This is a genomic window from Streptomyces sp. NPDC001351 (genome assembly GCF_042896045.1).
Lineage (GTDB): Bacteria > Actinomycetota > Actinomycetes > Streptomycetales > Streptomycetaceae > Streptomyces.
The window spans coordinates 58,550-73,230 of record NZ_JBIAWS010000022.1; the positions used below are offsets into that span (position 1 = coordinate 58,550).

A 14,681-nucleotide genomic window follows, 5' to 3' on the forward strand; every position below is an offset into this window, starting at 1 on the left:
CGCCGGGCCTCACACGGCCGGGGCGGCGTGCTGCCTGACGAGTTCGTACGAACGCAGGCGCTCGGCCGGCGCGTAGACCGGTGTGACCAGCATGAGTTCGTCCGCGCGGGTCACCTCCACCAGGTCCGCCAACTGCTTCGCGACGATGTCCGGTGAGCCGTGGGCCTGTTGGTCGCGGAAGCTCGTCAGTGCCCGCTCCTCCTCCGCGGTGAACGAGTGGGCGGCCGCCTCTTCGGGAGTGGGGAAGGGGATGTCGCTTCGGCCCTTGAGCAGGCCGGCCTTGACGACGTCCATCGGGCCCGCCAGCCGGGCCGCCTCCTGCTGCGTCTCGGCGCACACCGTCTCCACACAGACCAGCACCCGGGGGCGCTCGCACCAGCGGGACGGGGAGAAACGCTCCCGGTAGTGACCGAGTGCGGCGAGGGTGTTGTCCGGGCGAATGTGGTGGGCGAAGGCGATCGGCAGTCCGAGTTCCGCGGCGAGCGCCGCACCGGCCGTGCTCGACGCAAGCAGCCACGGCTCCGGAAGCGGCCCGAGCGCGACCTCGTCCACCAGGAAACGCAGGGTCGCCGCCACGTCGTCCCGGTACTCGTCGTCCGTCGCCGGCCCGGCCCCGCGCCGCAGGGCCCGCGCCGTCGGCTCGTCGAAGGTGCCCGGGCCGCGGCCGATACCCAGGTCGATCCGGCCGGAGTGCAGCGCGGCCAGTGTGCCGAACTGCTCCGCCAGCATGAGCGGGGCGTGGTTCGGGGCCAGCACGCCCCCGGACCCCAGGCGTATGGACGACGTCAGCGCGGCCGCGTGCGCGGTCAGCACGACGGGCGGGAACGCTCCGATGGCCGGGGAGTGGTGGTGCTCGGCGTACCAGAGCCGCAGGTAGCCGAGGTCTTCGACGCGCCGGGCGAACTCGGCGGTGTCCCGTAACGTGTCCGCGGCCCGGGCGCCGGACTGGACCATGGCCACTTCGAGCGCGCCGATCGGAATGGTGATCATTCGGTCAGTATAGGAATGAGCGGTCGGCATGCGGACGCGCCGGACGTCGAACGGCGGGCGCCGGCAAGGAAGTTGGACGGCGCTGACAACGAAGTTGTGTCGTCGCCGCACACCCCCTTGGCCCGGCACGTCCCATGCCCAACACTGAGCCGATGACGCAGCGCGTGGAGCTCGCGACCGTGATGGACCGGCTGGCCGTCGACGAAGTCGTCACCGACTACGCGGCGGCCGTGGACGACGGTGACTGGCAGGCGTACCGGGGGTTGTTCACGCCCGACGGGCGCGCGGACTACCGCTCGGCCGGCGGCATCGAGGGGGGTGCCGGACAGGTCGCCGCGTGGCTTGCCGAGAGCATGCTGCTGTTTCCGATGCGGCAGCATCTGATCGTCAACCGGCGGGTGCGGTTCGGAATGCTGGAGCAGGACATCGGCGACACCGCGCGCGTGCGCGCCGACTACGTCAATCCGATGCGGTTCGCGGCGGACGGAGGAGGGGCCGCCGCTCCCGACTTCGTGTGCGGCGGCCGGTACGCCTTCGGATTGCTGCGGACGTACGAGGGCTGGCGGCTGCGCGAGGTCGTCGTGGAGGAGAAGTGGCGGCGCCTTCCCGAGCCGCGTGTGGCGCCGGCGGCCGAGTGATCCGGGGCCCTCTGTCCACGATCACCGAAAGGACGCACACTGGAGCCACCGCCGGGTAGGGAGGTGCCGTATGAAGACCTTTGGTCCATGGCTCGCCTCCCCGTGGCGGCGCTCGGCGATCGCCGCTCTGGCGGGCGCCCTGCCCGTGTTCGCGTTCCCCGCCCCGTCGCTGTGGTGGTTCGCCTGCGTCGCCCTCGTCCCCTGGATCCTGCTGGTCCGCTCCGCGCCCACCGGGAAACGGGCGGCCTACGACGGCTGGTGCGGCGGGTTCGGCTACATGGTGGCCGTGCACCACTGGCTGCTGCCGAGCCTGAACGTGTTCATCTTCCTCATCGCCGCCCTGCTGGGGGCGCTGTGGGCGCCGTGGGGCTGGCTGGTGCGGCGCCTCCTGGGCGCGGGGTCCGGGCCGGGACGCGGCCTGGCCGCGCTCTTCGTGCTGCCGTCGGCCTGGCTCATGGTCGAGCTCGTTCGTTCCTGGCAGGGGCTGGGCGGCCCCTGGGGCATGCTCGGCTCCAGTCAGTGGCAGGTGGAACCCGCGCTGCGGCTCGCCTCGGTCGGCGGGGTGTGGCTGCTCAGCTTCCTGCTGGTGGCCGTCAATGTCGCCGTCGCCGGGCTGGTGTCGTGGGCCAGTGGTGGGTCACATGGCACCGCGGTCTGGGTTCCGGCCGTGGCGGGCCTGGTCGCGACGGTCGCCGCGACCTCGGCGGCCTGGGTGTGGTCACCGCGTCCTCACGTCGACGGCCGCGTGCGGATCGCCGTCGTGCAGCCGGGCGTCATCGACGGACCCGACAAGCGCTTCGACCGCGAGGAACAGCTCACCCGACAGCTCGCCGGGCAGCACCCGGACCTGATCGTGTGGGGGGAGAGCAGCGTCGGATTCGACCTCGGCCAACGCCCCGACCTGGCGAAACGCATCGCGGCCCTGTCCCGCGAGACGGGGTCCGACCTCCTGGTCAACGTGGATGCGCGCCGCTCCGACAAACCCGGCATCTACAAGAGCTCGGTGCTCGTCGGCCCGGACGGGCTGACCGGCGACCGCTACGACAAGATGCGGCTCGTGCCCTTCGGCGAGTACATCCCCTTCCGTTCGGTGCTGGGCTGGGCGACCTCCGTCGGCAAGGCGGCCGGCGAGGACCGCAGGCGCGGTTCGGAGCAGGTCCTGATGAACGTCGGGCACGGGCTGCGCGTCGGCCCGATGGTCTGCTTCGAGTCGGCGTTCCCCGACATGAGCCGCCATCTCGCGCAGGACGGCGCCGAGGTGCTGATAGCGCAGTCGGCGACATCGACGTTCCAGCAGAGCTGGGCGCCCGAGCAGCACACCTCCCTGGCCGCGCTGCGTGCCGCGGAGACCGGGCGGCCGATGGTGCACGCGACGCTGACGGGCGTGTCGGCCGTGTACGGGGCGAGCGGGCAGCGGCTGGGGTCCTGGATGGGGACGAGCTCCAGCGCGGCGGCGACCTATGACATTCCCCTGGCCCACGGCACCACCCCGTACGTCCGCTACGGCGACTGGCCGGTGCACGCCGCCCTGCTGATCCTCGCCGCCTGGTGCGCGTCCGAAGGCGTACGGGCGGTCCGGCTCAGGCGGCCCGGTCCTCAACCGCACGTACCACCCGCTCGCACAGTTCGTGAGTCGCCAGTGCGTCCCGGGCGCTGAGCACCTTCCCCGCCCGTACGGCGTCGAGGAAGGCCAGCACCGCCTGTTCGATGCCGCGCTGCCGGGCCACCGGCACCCAGTCGCCGCGCCGCCGCACGGTCGGCTGGCCCTTGTGGTCGATCACCTCGGCGAGGTTGAGGACCTGCCGCTTGGTGTCCTGTCCGGACACCTCGAGGATCTCCTCCGCCGAACCGCTGAGCCGGTTCATCACCCCCAGCGCGGTGAACCCGTCCCCGGCCAGCTGCAGCACCACATGGTGCAGCAGACCGCCCTGCACGCGCGCGCGTACCGTCACGTCGTCGACCGGACCCGGCACCAGGAAGCGCAGCGTGTCCACGACGTGGATGAAGTCGTCGAGGATCATCGGACGCGGCTCCTCCGGCAGACCGATGCGGTTCTTCTGCATGAGGATCAGCTCGCGCGGGTGCTCGGCGCACTGCGTGTACCCGGGTGCGAAACGCCGGTTGAAGCCGACCGCAAGGGAGACGTCGTGCTCCTCGGCGAGCGCCACCAGCCGTTCGGACTCGGCGAGTTCGTAGGCGAGGGGCTTGTCGACGTAGGTCGGCACGCCCGCGTCCAGCAGCCGGGCCGCGATCTCCGGGTGCGTGATGGTGGGCGCGTGCACGAAGGCGGCGTCGAGGTCCTGGGTGAGCAACGCGTCCAGGGTGGCGTGCCGGTGGTCCACCGGGAGGTGGAGGCTGTCGCCGACCCGGTCGAGCGTCGCGGGCGTACGCGTCTGCAGGTGCAGTTCGATCCCGGGGAGGCGGGAGAGCACCGGAAGGTAGGCCTTCTGCGCGATGTCACCGAGTCCGATGCAGCCGACCTTCACGGGGTGGTCTCCTCTAGCGGTTGCCTGCCGGGGTGTTGCCGGAAGCATACGGCTGCTGCGGGGGCCGCCAGCCTGCGACGGAGTCGAAGCCGCGCAGGAGGAGCGCGGGTACCGCCTTGGACAGTGCGGCGATCGCGGTGTTGCGCACGGCTGTCGCGGTGCGGCCGCTCATCAGGTTGAGGCGGGCGGCTTTGACGGACTGGCGTGCGACGGCGGTCGTCCGCGGCAGTCGTTCGGCCGTGTAGGCAGCGAGGTCGTCGTGGCGGTGAGCGAGCACGATCGCGTCCTCGATGGCCTGGTTGCCGCCCTGTCCGAGCATGGGCGGCATGGCGTGCGCGGCGTCGCCGACCAGGGCGACCCGGCCGCGGTGGAGCGCGGGCAGCGGCTCGGCGAGGTGGTGGACGTCGTGGCGCAGGACGCCCTCGGGGCGGGCGGCCGCGAGGACGGCGGGGACCGGCTCGTGCCAGTCGCCGAAGCGGCGCAGCAGTTCGGCCCTCTCGTCGTCCGGTGCCCGTCCGCCGGCCGGGACTGCGGCGGCGGCATAGGCGTAGACCCGGCCGTCCTTGAGGGGTTGCGTGCCCCAGAGGCTGCCTCTCCCCCAGGTCTCGTGCGGGGCGAACCCGACGCCGGGCAGCGGGATGACGATCCGCCACGTGGTGAAGCCGGAGTAGACGGGCCCGGGGTGCTCCGGGAACAGCTCACGGCGTACGGCGGAGTGGATGCCGTCCGCCGCCACGACGAGGTCGGCCTCCCACTCGCCGTCGGGCGTGCGCACACGGGCCGGCCGGTCGGCGTCGCCGGGGTCGACGAGGGTCGCGTCGGCGGCGGTGCGGACCGCGCCCTGCGGGAGCCCGGCGGCAAGACTGGCGACAAGGGTGGCCCGGTGGAGCAGGACGAGCGGGCCGCCGAAGCGCTCGGCGGACGCCTCGGCACTGGAGCGGGAGAGCCAGCGTCCGCCCGGGGTGCGCAGTCCCCCGTCGCCCTGCCAGGCGGCGAGGTCGCGGATCTCGTCGCCGAGCCCGATGACGTCCAGGGCGCGCAGGGCGTTGGGGGCGATCGAGATGGCGGCGCCGACCGGTTCCAGGGAGGCGGCCCGCTCCAGCACGGTCACTTGGTGTCCGCGTCGGTGCAGGGCCACGGCGGCGGTGAGGCCGCCTATGCCGCCGCCGATCACGAGGACCCGTCCGATGGTGTGTGACATGGCACTGACCCCCAGCTGGCCGATTCGCCCGGCTCACCGCACCAGGTTCACTACATCTGTAGTCTCACATCTCCCCAACCGTACTACACGCGCACTACATCCGTAGTGCAGCCGATAGATTGAGCTCCATGCCGACCTCCACCCCCGCTGCCGCAACCGCCTCGGGCGCCCGTGGCGACCTCGTCGCCGACGCCGCCCTCGCCCTCCTCGCGGAGCGTGGGATGCGCGGGCTCACGCACCGGTCGGTGGACGAGGCGGCCGGGCTCCCGCAGGGCTCCACGTCGAATCTCGCGCGGACCCGGCAGGCGCTTCTGGAGCTGGCGGTGCGAAGGCTGGCCGAGCGCGAGGCGCGGGTACTGGCGCCGCACGAGATGCCGGACCCCGCGGCCGGGTCCGCCTCGGTCGTCGACGCGCTCGCGCTGGCGACGCACCGCGCCCTGACCCGCAACCGCGAACTGACCCTCGCTCGCTACGAACTGGCCCTGGAGGCGACCCGCCGCCCCGAGCTGCGCACGTACTTCGACGCGGCCGGCGCCCTCTTCCGCGAGCAGCTCAGCGGCATGGTCACCGCGATGGGCTCGACCGACCCGGCACGGCACTCGCTGTCACTGGTGGCCTGGGCGGACGGGCTGATGTTCTCCTGCGTGGCGGGGTCGTTCAGCGCGGAGGTGCCGAGCCTGAAGGAGGTGCGGGCGGGGCTGCAGGAGCTGCTGGACGGGATGCTGGGCGGGAAGCCGGGCGCGAAGTCGGGCGGCTGAAAATTCCTGGCCGGGCGGGTTCCGCTGGGAAAGGATGCAGTCATGACGACCGAGCGCCGTGAACCCGCGACCACCGCCGATGAACGCACCATGCTGGACGGCTGGCTGGACTATCACCGCCAGACCCTGGCCTGGAAGTGCGAGGGACTGACCGACGAACAGCTCAGGACCGCCTCCGTGGAGCCGTCCGCCCTGTCCCTGATGGGGCTGGTGCGGCACATGGCCGAGGTGGAGCGGTCCTGGTACCGCCGGGTCCTCGCGGACGAGGACGCGGGCCCGATCTACTACAGCGACGAGGACCCGGACGGCGAGTTCCATCTCACCGAGGCCGACACCTGGGCGGAGGCGTACGCCACCTGGCAGGCCGAGATCGAGGCCGCACGGCGCAACGCGGCCCGCTTCGCCCTGGACGACACCTCCAAGGGCAGGCACCGGCGCACCGGCGAGAGCTTCAACCTGCGCTGGATCCACACCCACATGATCGAGGAGTACGCCCGCCACAACGGCCACGCCGACCTGCTCCGCGAACGCCTCGACGGTGCCACGGGCGACTGACGTCACCCGGAGCGCCTCCCCGGCCCCCGTACGGGGCGGGAGATCACCCGCGCGGGGCATCCTTCGCTCATACACTGCCCCCGCGGCCGCCCGACCCGACATCGTTGCGCGGGTGCATCGAACGACGACCACCGCAACGCTCCTGGTCACCGTGGCCGTCTCGGCCCTCGCCGGCTGTGTGACGATCGAGCGCCCGCCCGCGTCCGGCCCGCCGCCGGCACCGTCCCCGCCGTCTGCGCCGTACCCGGACGACCAGGGGTCTACGCAGATCGTGCAGGCGCCGGTCCGTGAGGCGCTGGAGGGGACCGCCCCGTCCGGGCGGCCGGAGCGCAAGCCACCCGGGCGGCAGGGACCGCCGGCCGCACAGCCGGCGGCGCCTCACCCGCACCCACGGCCCCGTCCCCGGCCGGCGCACCCGGAGCCCGGGCACCATGGGAGGCCGCGCGTCGAACTCCCCGACATGCCCGAGCCGGCCCCGAAGCACACGGACGTGTGCGCCCTCGGCCGGACGTACGGGGGCTGGCGGGCCGACAGCCCGGAGGCGGTCATCTGCAAGCAGGCCTACGGAAGCTGAGGCGGCGGCCGACTGCCGTTACGGCCGCTGCCGTGGCGGCCCCCACCGGCCGCCGCCGTCCGGGCCCCTCTCCCCCAGCCGCAGTTCCAGCCGCCCGATCGCCGCCCGCACCCCTTCCCCGTAGCGGTCGTCCGCCAGCGCCTCGGCCGCGCTGCGGGCATGGCGCAGATGGGTGCGGGCGGCGCCGCCGCGGTCGAGCTTCACATAGTCGGCCGCCAGGTTCAGATGCAGCGAGGGGTAGAGCGCGCGCACCGCCAGGGTTCCCTCGTGTTCGGCGAGGCGGTCGTCCGTGAGTTCCTCGGCCGCGGTCAAGGCTCGCAGGTCCCATGCCAGTTCGTCCGCGGGATCGTCCTGGGTGTCGGCCATGTAGTGGGCCAGCGTGCAGCGGTGCAGCGCGTCGCCGTGCTCGCCGATCTCCGCCCACAGCTGGAGGAAGCGGTGCCGGGCCTCCTCACGGTCGCCCGCGTGATGCAGCATGACGACCTGCCCGATCCGCGTCATCACGGCGTCCGGCGCCGCCTGCTCCTGCCCGTTGGCCACCGTGTCCTCCGCACACACTCGTCGGCTGGTCGGCTGTCCCGTCCGACGCTAACCGCCTCCGGCGTCAATCCCGGTCAGGCGGCACCGGGCCGATTCGGCGCGGAACCGGCCCGGCGGGGTCATCAGCCCAGGTTCGGGATGGTCCAGTCGATCGGCTGGTGACCCTGGAGGGCCACGGCCTCGTTGATCTGCGTGAACGGACGCGAGCCGAAGAACTTCTTCGCCGACAGCGGGGAGGGGTGGGCGCCCTTGACCACCACGTGCCGGGTCTCGTCGATCAGCGGGAGCTTCTTCTGCGCGTAGTTGCCCCACAGCACGAAGACCGCCGGGTCGGGCCGGTCGGCCACCGCGCGGATCACGGCGTCGGTGAACCTCTCCCAGCCGCGGCCCTTGTGCGAGTTGGCCTCGCCGCCGCGCACCGTGAGCACCGCGTTGAGCAGCAGCACGCCCTGCTGGGCCCACGGCATCAGATAGCCGTTGTCCGGCACCGGCAGACCGAGCTCCTCTTTCATCTCCTTGTAGATGTTGCGCAGTGACGGCGGGGTCCTGACGCCCGGACGGACCGAGAAGCACAGGCCGTGGCCCTGTCCCTCGCCGTGGTACGGGTCCTGGCCGAGGATCAGGACCTTCACCTGGTCGTACGGTGTGGCGTCCAGCGCGGCGAAGACCTCCTCGCGCGGCGGGTACACGGGACCCTTCGCCCGCTCCTCCTCGACGAACTCCGTGAGCTCCTTGAAATAGGGCTGCTGCAGTTCGTCGCCCAGGACCCCGCGCCAGGACTCGGGCAGCATGGCGATGTCGGTCACGTCAACTTCCTTACGATGTGCGGTAAACCGGGTGCGGTCGCTTCCAGGATCAGAACCTACAGGCGACCACTGACAATGGCCCCGCGCTCCCCGAAGTGCACCGTCTACCAGCTGGTCTTGCGGGACAGCTCCCCCATCAGCATGATCGTCGACGGGTCCAGCGCCTGCTCCGCGCCGGAGATGTCCTCGCTCGCGGCCACGTACTGCTTGCCCTGCCACAGCGGCAGCAGCCGTGCGTCGTTCACCAGGATCTGCTGGGCCTGCTCGAAGTCGGAGACCACATTGGCGCGGTCGCTCTCGCCGCGGGAGCGGGGCAGCAGCTTCCCGGTGATCTCGGGCGCCGGATAGGGCGTGCCGAGCGCGTTCTGGTTGCCGACGAACGGCGCGATGAAGTTGTCCGGGTCCGGGAAGTCGGGGAACCAGCCGCGCCCGAACACCGGGTACTCGCCGTTCTGGTAGCCCTTCACGTACGTCTTCCAGGGGCGGCTCTTCAGGGTGATCGTGAACAGGCCGGAGTCCTCCAGCTGCTGCTTGATCTCCGCGAACTCCAGCTTGGTGGAGGAGCCGTAGCGGTCGGTGGTGTACCAGAGGGTGAGCGGGACGCGCTGGGTGATGCCGGCGTCGGCGAGGATCTTGCGGGCCTTGGAGGTGCTGGGGTTGCCGAAGTCGTCGAAGAAGTCGGTGGTGTGCCCGGTCAGGCCCTTGGGGACCATGGAGTAGAGCGGCTCGACGGTGTCCTTGTAGACCTTGTGTGCGATCGCGCCGCGGTCGATGAGCTGGGCGATCGCCTTGCGGACCGGGGCCTTCGCCGCCCAGGGGTCCTTCGGGTTGAACACCAGGTAGTTGATCTCGATGCCGGCGCCCTCGATGAGCTGGAGGCTCCCGCTCGCGTCATGGCGCTGGAGGTCGACGATGTCGTTCGCGTTGAGGCCGCGGAAGGCGACGTCGACCTGCTTGTCCTTCAGCGCGGTGACCATGGCGGACGAGTCCTGGAAGTAGCGGATGGTCACCGCGTCGTTCTTCCGCTCGGCGTAGCCCTTGTAGGTGTCGTTCTTGACGAGCTCGGCCTTCTTGCCGTCCTCGTACGACTGGAGTGTGTACGGCCCGGAGCCGTCGATGCTGTCGCCCTTGCGCAGGGATCTCTCGGGGTACTCCGCGGGGTCGACGATCGACATGGCGGGGGTGGCGAGCACGAACGGGAAGGTGGCGTCGGGCTTGTTGAGGTGGAAGACGATCTCCCGGTCGCCCAGTGCCTGCACCCGGGCGAGGCTGCCCAGCAGGCCGGCGGGCCCGCCGTTGACGTTGATCTTCAGGATGCGGTCGATGGAGTACTTGACGGCCTTGGCGTCGAGCGGGTGCCCGTTGGAGAACTTCAGGCCCGTGCGCAGCTCGCATGTGTACGTCGTGTTCGAGCTGTCGGAGAAGCGGCAGCTGTCCGCCGCGTCCGGCTGCGGGGTGGTCGCTCCCGTGGGGTAGCTGAGCAGCGTCTGGTAAATGTTGCGGAACAGTTCCCAGGACTGGTCCCAGGAGGCGGCGGGATCCAGTGTGCTGGGCGCGCTGGTCGTGCCGACGACGATGGGGCCCTTGCCGTCGGAGGAGCCCGCCGAGAGGACTCCACATCCGGCCACCAGCGACGATATGGACGCAATGGCCGCCGCCTGCCGCAGGCCTCGGTTCCGGTTGAACACGCGCTCGCTCCTCGATCTGCCGTACCAAGGGTCGGCAGACCATACCGCAGTGTCACGAGGGTTGAACCCGGTCGGTACAGGGGCCTTGATCAGCTTCTTTCTGACGACGTTGTCATTCCGCCGTCCCCCTCCTGAACGACGACAAGGGCGCCGTTTCCGTCAAGGAAACGGCGCCCTTGTGCACCCGATCGTTACGATTGCAACCGCTTGCGTCAGGCGACGCCGGCGTTGAGGAAGATGCCGCCGTCGACCACGAGCGTCTGGCCGGTGACCCAGGCGGACTGCTCGGAGGTGAGGAACGCGGCGGCGCCGCCGATGTCGGAGGGCACGCCGAGCCGGGCCAGCGGGTAGGCGGCGGCCGCCTCCGCCTCCCGGCCCTCGTACAGGGCCTTGGCGAACTGGGTCTTCACGACGGCCGGGGCGATCGCGTTGACCCGCACCTTGGGCGCGAACTCGTGCGCCAGCTGCTGGGTCAGGTTGATCAGCGCGGCCTTGCTGACGCCGTACGCGGCGATGAAGGGCGAGGGCGCGAGGCCGGCGACGGAGGCGATGTTGACGATGCTGCCGCCGTTGTCCTTCTGCCAGGCGTGCCAGGTCTTCTGCGCGAAGCCGAGCGCGGAGATCACGTTGGTCTCGAAGACCTTGCGGGCCACGTCCAGGTCGAGGTCGGCGATCGGGCCGAACACCGGGTTGGTCCCGGCGTTGTTGACCAGGTGGTCGACGCGGCCGAAGGCCTCCATGGTGCGCTCGACGGCCTCGGCCTGGTGCTCCAGGTCGTGCGCCTTGCCGGCGATGCCGATGACGCGCTCGGCGCCGAGCCTGTCGACGGCCTCCTTGAGGGCGTCCTCGTTGCGGCCGGTGATGGCGACGCGGTCACCGCGGGCGACGAGCGCCTCGGCGACGCCGTAGCCGATGCCGCGGCTGGCGCCGGTGACGAGGGCGACCTTGCCGGAGAGGGCGGGCAGTTCAGTCATGGTCCGTGTTCTCCTAGTCGAGCGGTCCGCCGGCGACGTACAGCACCTGGCCGGAGACGAACCCGGCCGCCTCGCCCGTGAAGAAGGCGATGGCGTTGGCGATGTCGTCCGGCTCGCCGACCCGCGCCACCGGGATCTGGGTGGCGGCAGCGGCCTTGAAGTCCTCGAAGCCCATGCCCACGCGCGCGGCGGTGGCGGCGGTCATGTCGGTGGCGATGAAGCCGGGGGCGACGGCGTTGGCGGTGATGCCGAACTTGCCGAGCTCCTTGGCGAGGGTCTTGGTGAAGCCCTGCAGACCGGCCTTGGCCGCGGAGTAGTTCACCTGGCCGCGGTTGCCGAGCGCCGAGGACGAGGACAGGTTGACGATCCGGCCGAAGCCCGCGTCGACCATGTGCTTCTGGACGGCCTTCGACATCAGGAAGGCACCGCGCAGATGGACGTTCATGACGGTGTCCCAGTCCGAGACGCTCATCTTGAACAGCAGGTTGTCGCGCAGCACGCCCGCGTTGTTGACCAGGATCGTCGGCGCGCCCAGCTCCTCGACGACCCGCGCGATCGCGGCCTCGACCTGGGCCTCGTCGGAGACGTCCGCGCCGACCGCGAGGGCCTTGCCGCCCGCCGCGGTGATCTTCTCCACGGTGTCCTTGCAGGCGGCCTCGTCGAGGTCGATCACGGCGACCGCGCGGCCCTCGGCGGCCAGTCGTACGGCGGTGGCGGCGCCGATGCCGCGCGCTCCGCCGGTGACCACAGCGACCCGCTGCTCAGTGGTGGACATTGCTGCTTCTCCTCGCCCTCGAGAAAGTACGCCCGCTTGAAAGTACGTCCGTCGTCAGTACGCCCGCTCGGTGAGCGACCGCTTAGTACCTTCGGCAGACGTGACGCTAGAAGGCCTGGCACTCGGTGTCAACGGCACGCGGCGCGGGTGTGATCCATTACCTCACCAGCAGCTCGAGCAGGCGCTCCGTCTCGGCCGCCGGATCGGCGGTGAGCCCAGTGTGCACCGGCCCGGGCTGAAGGACCGTGGAACGCGGCGCAATCAGCCATCTGAAGCGCCGTCCGGCGTCGTCGCCCGCGGCCTGCCCGGCCGCGTCCCCACCGCCGCACACGCGCTCGACGGCACCGAGGGCGGCCCGGATGCCGGCCACGTCCGCCGCCGGGTCGAGAGCCAGCAGCCGCGCCTCGTCGAGGTGGGTGCGGGCGCCGACGTAGGCCTTGGCACGGCAGTAGACGAGCACGCCTGCGTTGATGCACTCGCCGCGCTCCACCCGCGGTACGACGCGCAGCAGGGCGTACTCGAAAACGTCCCGGTCGCCGCCCTGGCCGCCGCGGATGATGTGCCGCTCGACCACCGAGCCGGCCATGTGGATGTGGCGCTCGCTCACTTGCCCTCCTCGATTCCGGTGACGCGCTCGTGGACGACGGCGGCCCGGGCCAGCAGCGGCCGCGCATAGGCCCGCCGGAGGTCGTCCGGGCTGTCGAAGCCGGGTTCACCGGTCAGCCAGGCGTCCGGGATCTCGGCGGTGACCTCGGTGAGGAGCTCCTCGGTGACGCGGGGCGCCAACTCAACGGCGGCGCCCGCGAGATCGGGGGCGAAGCGGGCGAGGGCGTGGTCCGAGGCGTCGTAGGAACGGCCCGCCGAAGCCTCTGCGCCGGGCCAGTTGTGGTGCCAGATCATGGTGGCGCCGTGGTCGATGAGCCACAGATCGCCGTGCCACATCAGCAGGTTGGGGTTGCGCCAGGAGCGGTCGACGTTGTTCACCAGGGCGTCGAACCAGACGATCCGGCCGGCCTCCTCGGGGCTCACCGTGAAGGCGAGCGGGTCGAAGCCGAGGGCGCCGGAGAGGAAGTCCATCCCGAGGTTGGTGCCGCCGCTGGACCGCAGCAGATCCTGCACCTGCTGCTCCGGCTCGCCGAGCCCCAGCACCGGGTCCAGGTCGACCGTCACGAGCCGGGGCACCCGCAGGCCGAGCCGGCGGGCGAGTTCGCCGCAGACGACCTCGGCGACCAGTGTCTTGCGGCCCTGTCCCGCGCCGGTGAACTTCAGGACGTAGGCCCCGAAGTCGTCGGCCTCGACGAGCGCGGGCAGCGATCCGCCCTCCCGCAGGGGCGTGATGTAGCGGGTCGCAATCACTTCCTTGAGCATCGCCCCAGGTTACTGGCCGACAGCGAAACGACAGCTCTGGCTTACCTCCCCCTGATCCCGAACCCGTCAAGCTCTCGACATCGTCTGAACAACCGTTGCCCGGCGACCGTACCCCTGGACAGATCTTCGAAGCCTGCATGGAAGGGAACGTCAGCATGACCAGCGAACCGCTCCAGCCCGTTCCGGCACCCGGCCGCCGTACTGTCGTGGCGGCGGTGGGCGCGACGGGGCTCGCCGTCGCGCTGACCGCGTGCGGATCGGACAACGGGTCCTCCGACTCCTCGTCCTCGAACACCCAGGCAGGCGCCAACGCGAGCGGCGGCTCCAGCGCCTCGTCCGGCTCCGGCGGCGGCACCGCGCTGGCCAAGACGGCCGACATCCCGGCGGGCGGCGGCAAGATCTTCAAGGACCAGGGCGTGGTGGTCACCCAGCCGACGGCGGGCACCTACAAGGCGTTCTCGTCGAAGTGCACGCACCAGGGCTGCGCGGTGTCCGAGATATCCAATGGCGTGATCATCTGCCCGTGCCACAAGAGCGAGTTCTCCGTGACCGACGGCAGCGTGAAGAAGGGCCCCGCGACCCAGCCCCTGCCCGCCGAGAAGATCACCGTGAGCGGGGACTCGATCACGCTGGCGTGACGCGGGTACGCCGGGGCCGCTTGAGGCAGCCCAGCACCTCGTCGGTGGTCGCGATCGTGGCGACCAGTGCGAGGGTGTGGCGGATCATCGCGGGGGTGTAGTCGGAGGGCACTCCCGCGATGGCGTCGGACGGTACGAGGGCGGTGTAGCCGCGGTTCACGGCGTCGAAGACGGCGTTCGGGATCGCCACGTTGGCCGACACACCGGTCACGACCAGCGTGCGGCAGCCCAGGTTGCGCAGCAGCGCGTCGACGCCGGTGCCCTGGACCGGGGACAGTCCGTGCAGCCGTCGTACGACGAAGTCCGCCTCGGTGACCTCGATCGGGGCGGCGACGCGCACCGCCGCCGTGCCGGACAACTGCTGCACGGGGAGGCGTTCGGCGGCCCGGAAGAGGCGGGCGTTGCGGCTCGCGCCGCGGCCGTCTGGGCGGCGCTCGGCGATGGCGTGGACGACCTGGATCCCGCTCTCGTGCGCGGCCGCCACCAGCCGTGCGACGTTGGCGAGGGCCCCCGAGGAGCGTGCCTCGCGGGCGAGTTCGGGCAGCGCGCTGTCCGGGCCGACCACCCCCTGCTGGCACTCGACGGTCAGCAGCACGGTGGTCGCCGGGTCGAGGAGTTCGCTGAGCTGTTCGTACGACGGCACGGTTCCCCCTCGTAGGCCACGGTCCGGAGCGGGCGAGCGTAACGGCC

Annotated in this window: 17 protein-coding genes; 6 read left to right on the plus strand and 11 right to left on the minus strand. The window is 71.3% G+C overall.

Features of this window, described 5'->3' with window-relative positions; all coding sequences use genetic code 11:
• Nucleotides 1-9 precede the first annotated feature (9 nt).
• Nucleotides 10-990, minus strand: coding sequence for an LLM class flavin-dependent oxidoreductase (locus tag ACFY1U_RS46950; RefSeq protein ID WP_390700224.1), 981 nt, complete (start codon nucleotides 988-990; stop codon nucleotides 10-12).
• Between the two features lie 152 nt (nucleotides 991-1,142).
• On the opposite strand from ACFY1U_RS46950, the gene ACFY1U_RS46955 reads away from it, so the two are divergent.
• Both ACFY1U_RS46955 and lnt read left to right on the plus strand, forming a co-directional pair.
• A complete protein-coding gene (locus ACFY1U_RS46955; protein ID WP_390700225.1) occupies nucleotides 1,143-1,628 on the plus strand; it encodes a nuclear transport factor 2 family protein in 486 nt (161 codons plus the stop codon).
• Between the two features lie 70 nt (nucleotides 1,629-1,698).
• Nucleotides 1,699-3,285, plus strand: a complete 1,587-nt coding sequence (gene lnt / locus ACFY1U_RS46960) for an apolipoprotein N-acyltransferase (RefSeq protein ID WP_390700226.1) — start codon at nucleotides 1,699-1,701, stop codon at nucleotides 3,283-3,285.
• On the opposite strand, the gene ACFY1U_RS46965 is transcribed toward lnt, so the two are convergent.
• Nucleotides 3,209-4,114, minus strand: a complete 906-nt coding sequence (locus tag ACFY1U_RS46965; protein ID WP_390700227.1) for a Gfo/Idh/MocA family protein — start codon at nucleotides 4,112-4,114, stop codon at nucleotides 3,209-3,211. The two genes, lnt and ACFY1U_RS46965, sit on opposite strands and share 77 nt — an antisense overlap.
• Before the next feature lie 13 nt (nucleotides 4,115-4,127).
• Nucleotides 4,128-5,315: an FAD-dependent oxidoreductase gene (locus tag ACFY1U_RS46970; RefSeq protein WP_390700228.1), complete on the minus strand. Its 1,188-nt coding sequence runs from the start codon at nucleotides 5,313-5,315 to the stop codon at nucleotides 4,128-4,130.
• A 128-nt stretch (nucleotides 5,316-5,443) separates the two neighbouring features.
• On the opposite strand from ACFY1U_RS46970, the gene ACFY1U_RS46975 reads away from it, so the two are divergent.
• From ACFY1U_RS46975 to ACFY1U_RS46985, 3 genes are all read left to right on the plus strand, one after another.
• The gene (locus ACFY1U_RS46975; protein WP_390700229.1) at nucleotides 5,444-6,073 is read left to right on the plus strand and encodes a TetR/AcrR family transcriptional regulator; all 630 of its coding nucleotides are present in this window, start codon (nucleotides 5,444-5,446) and stop codon (nucleotides 6,071-6,073) included.
• A 42-nt stretch (nucleotides 6,074-6,115) separates the two neighbouring features.
• The gene (locus ACFY1U_RS46980; RefSeq protein ID WP_390700230.1) at nucleotides 6,116-6,628 is read left to right on the plus strand and encodes a DinB family protein; all 513 of its coding nucleotides are present in this window, start codon (nucleotides 6,116-6,118) and stop codon (nucleotides 6,626-6,628) included.
• A 112-nt stretch (nucleotides 6,629-6,740) separates the two neighbouring features.
• A complete protein-coding gene (locus ACFY1U_RS46985) occupies nucleotides 6,741-7,202 on the plus strand; it encodes a hypothetical protein (RefSeq protein ID WP_390700231.1) in 462 nt (153 codons plus the stop codon).
• A gap of 18 nt (nucleotides 7,203-7,220) precedes the next feature.
• Here the strand turns inward: ACFY1U_RS46985 and ACFY1U_RS46990 are convergent, their stop codons facing one another.
• The 7 genes from ACFY1U_RS46990 to ACFY1U_RS47020 form a co-directional block, all read right to left on the minus strand.
• Complete coding sequence (locus ACFY1U_RS46990) at nucleotides 7,221-7,742, minus strand: hypothetical protein (protein WP_390700232.1); 522 nt, start codon at nucleotides 7,740-7,742, stop codon at nucleotides 7,221-7,223.
• A gap of 122 nt (nucleotides 7,743-7,864) precedes the next feature.
• A complete protein-coding gene (gene ung / locus ACFY1U_RS46995) occupies nucleotides 7,865-8,548 on the minus strand; it encodes a uracil-DNA glycosylase (RefSeq protein WP_390700233.1) in 684 nt (227 codons plus the stop codon).
• Nucleotides 8,549-8,652: 104 nt separating this feature from the next.
• Nucleotides 8,653-10,236, minus strand: a complete 1,584-nt coding sequence (locus ACFY1U_RS47000) for an ABC transporter substrate-binding protein (RefSeq protein WP_390700234.1) — start codon at nucleotides 10,234-10,236, stop codon at nucleotides 8,653-8,655.
• Nucleotides 10,237-10,448: 212 nt separating this feature from the next.
• Nucleotides 10,449-11,210: an SDR family oxidoreductase gene (locus tag ACFY1U_RS47005; RefSeq protein WP_390700235.1), complete on the minus strand. Its 762-nt coding sequence runs from the start codon at nucleotides 11,208-11,210 to the stop codon at nucleotides 10,449-10,451.
• A 13-nt stretch (nucleotides 11,211-11,223) separates the two neighbouring features.
• Nucleotides 11,224-11,985: a 3-oxoacyl-ACP reductase FabG gene (fabG, locus tag ACFY1U_RS47010; protein ID WP_344399191.1), complete on the minus strand. Its 762-nt coding sequence runs from the start codon at nucleotides 11,983-11,985 to the stop codon at nucleotides 11,224-11,226.
• A gap of 157 nt (nucleotides 11,986-12,142) precedes the next feature.
• Nucleotides 12,143-12,592 carry a DUF3037 domain-containing protein gene (locus ACFY1U_RS47015; RefSeq protein WP_390700236.1) on the minus strand — a complete coding sequence of 150 codons (450 nt, stop codon included), beginning with the start codon at nucleotides 12,590-12,592 and terminating at the stop codon, nucleotides 12,143-12,145.
• Nucleotides 12,589-13,353, minus strand: coding sequence for a HipA family kinase (locus ACFY1U_RS47020; RefSeq protein ID WP_390700237.1), 765 nt, complete (start codon nucleotides 13,351-13,353; stop codon nucleotides 12,589-12,591). Before ACFY1U_RS47020 ends, ACFY1U_RS47015 begins: the two co-directional genes overlap by 4 nt.
• Nucleotides 13,354-13,508: 155 nt before the next feature.
• Here ACFY1U_RS47020 and ACFY1U_RS47025 point away from each other — a divergent pair, with 155 nt between their 5' ends.
• The gene (locus ACFY1U_RS47025; protein ID WP_390700238.1) at nucleotides 13,509-13,991 is read left to right on the plus strand and encodes a Rieske (2Fe-2S) protein; all 483 of its coding nucleotides are present in this window, start codon (nucleotides 13,509-13,511) and stop codon (nucleotides 13,989-13,991) included.
• Here ACFY1U_RS47025 and ACFY1U_RS47030 read toward each other — a convergent pair.
• A complete protein-coding gene (locus ACFY1U_RS47030) occupies nucleotides 13,978-14,634 on the minus strand; it encodes a cysteine hydrolase (RefSeq protein WP_390700239.1) in 657 nt (218 codons plus the stop codon). The genes ACFY1U_RS47025 and ACFY1U_RS47030 overlap by 14 nt on opposite strands.
• Nucleotides 14,635-14,681: the final 47 nt, after the last annotated feature.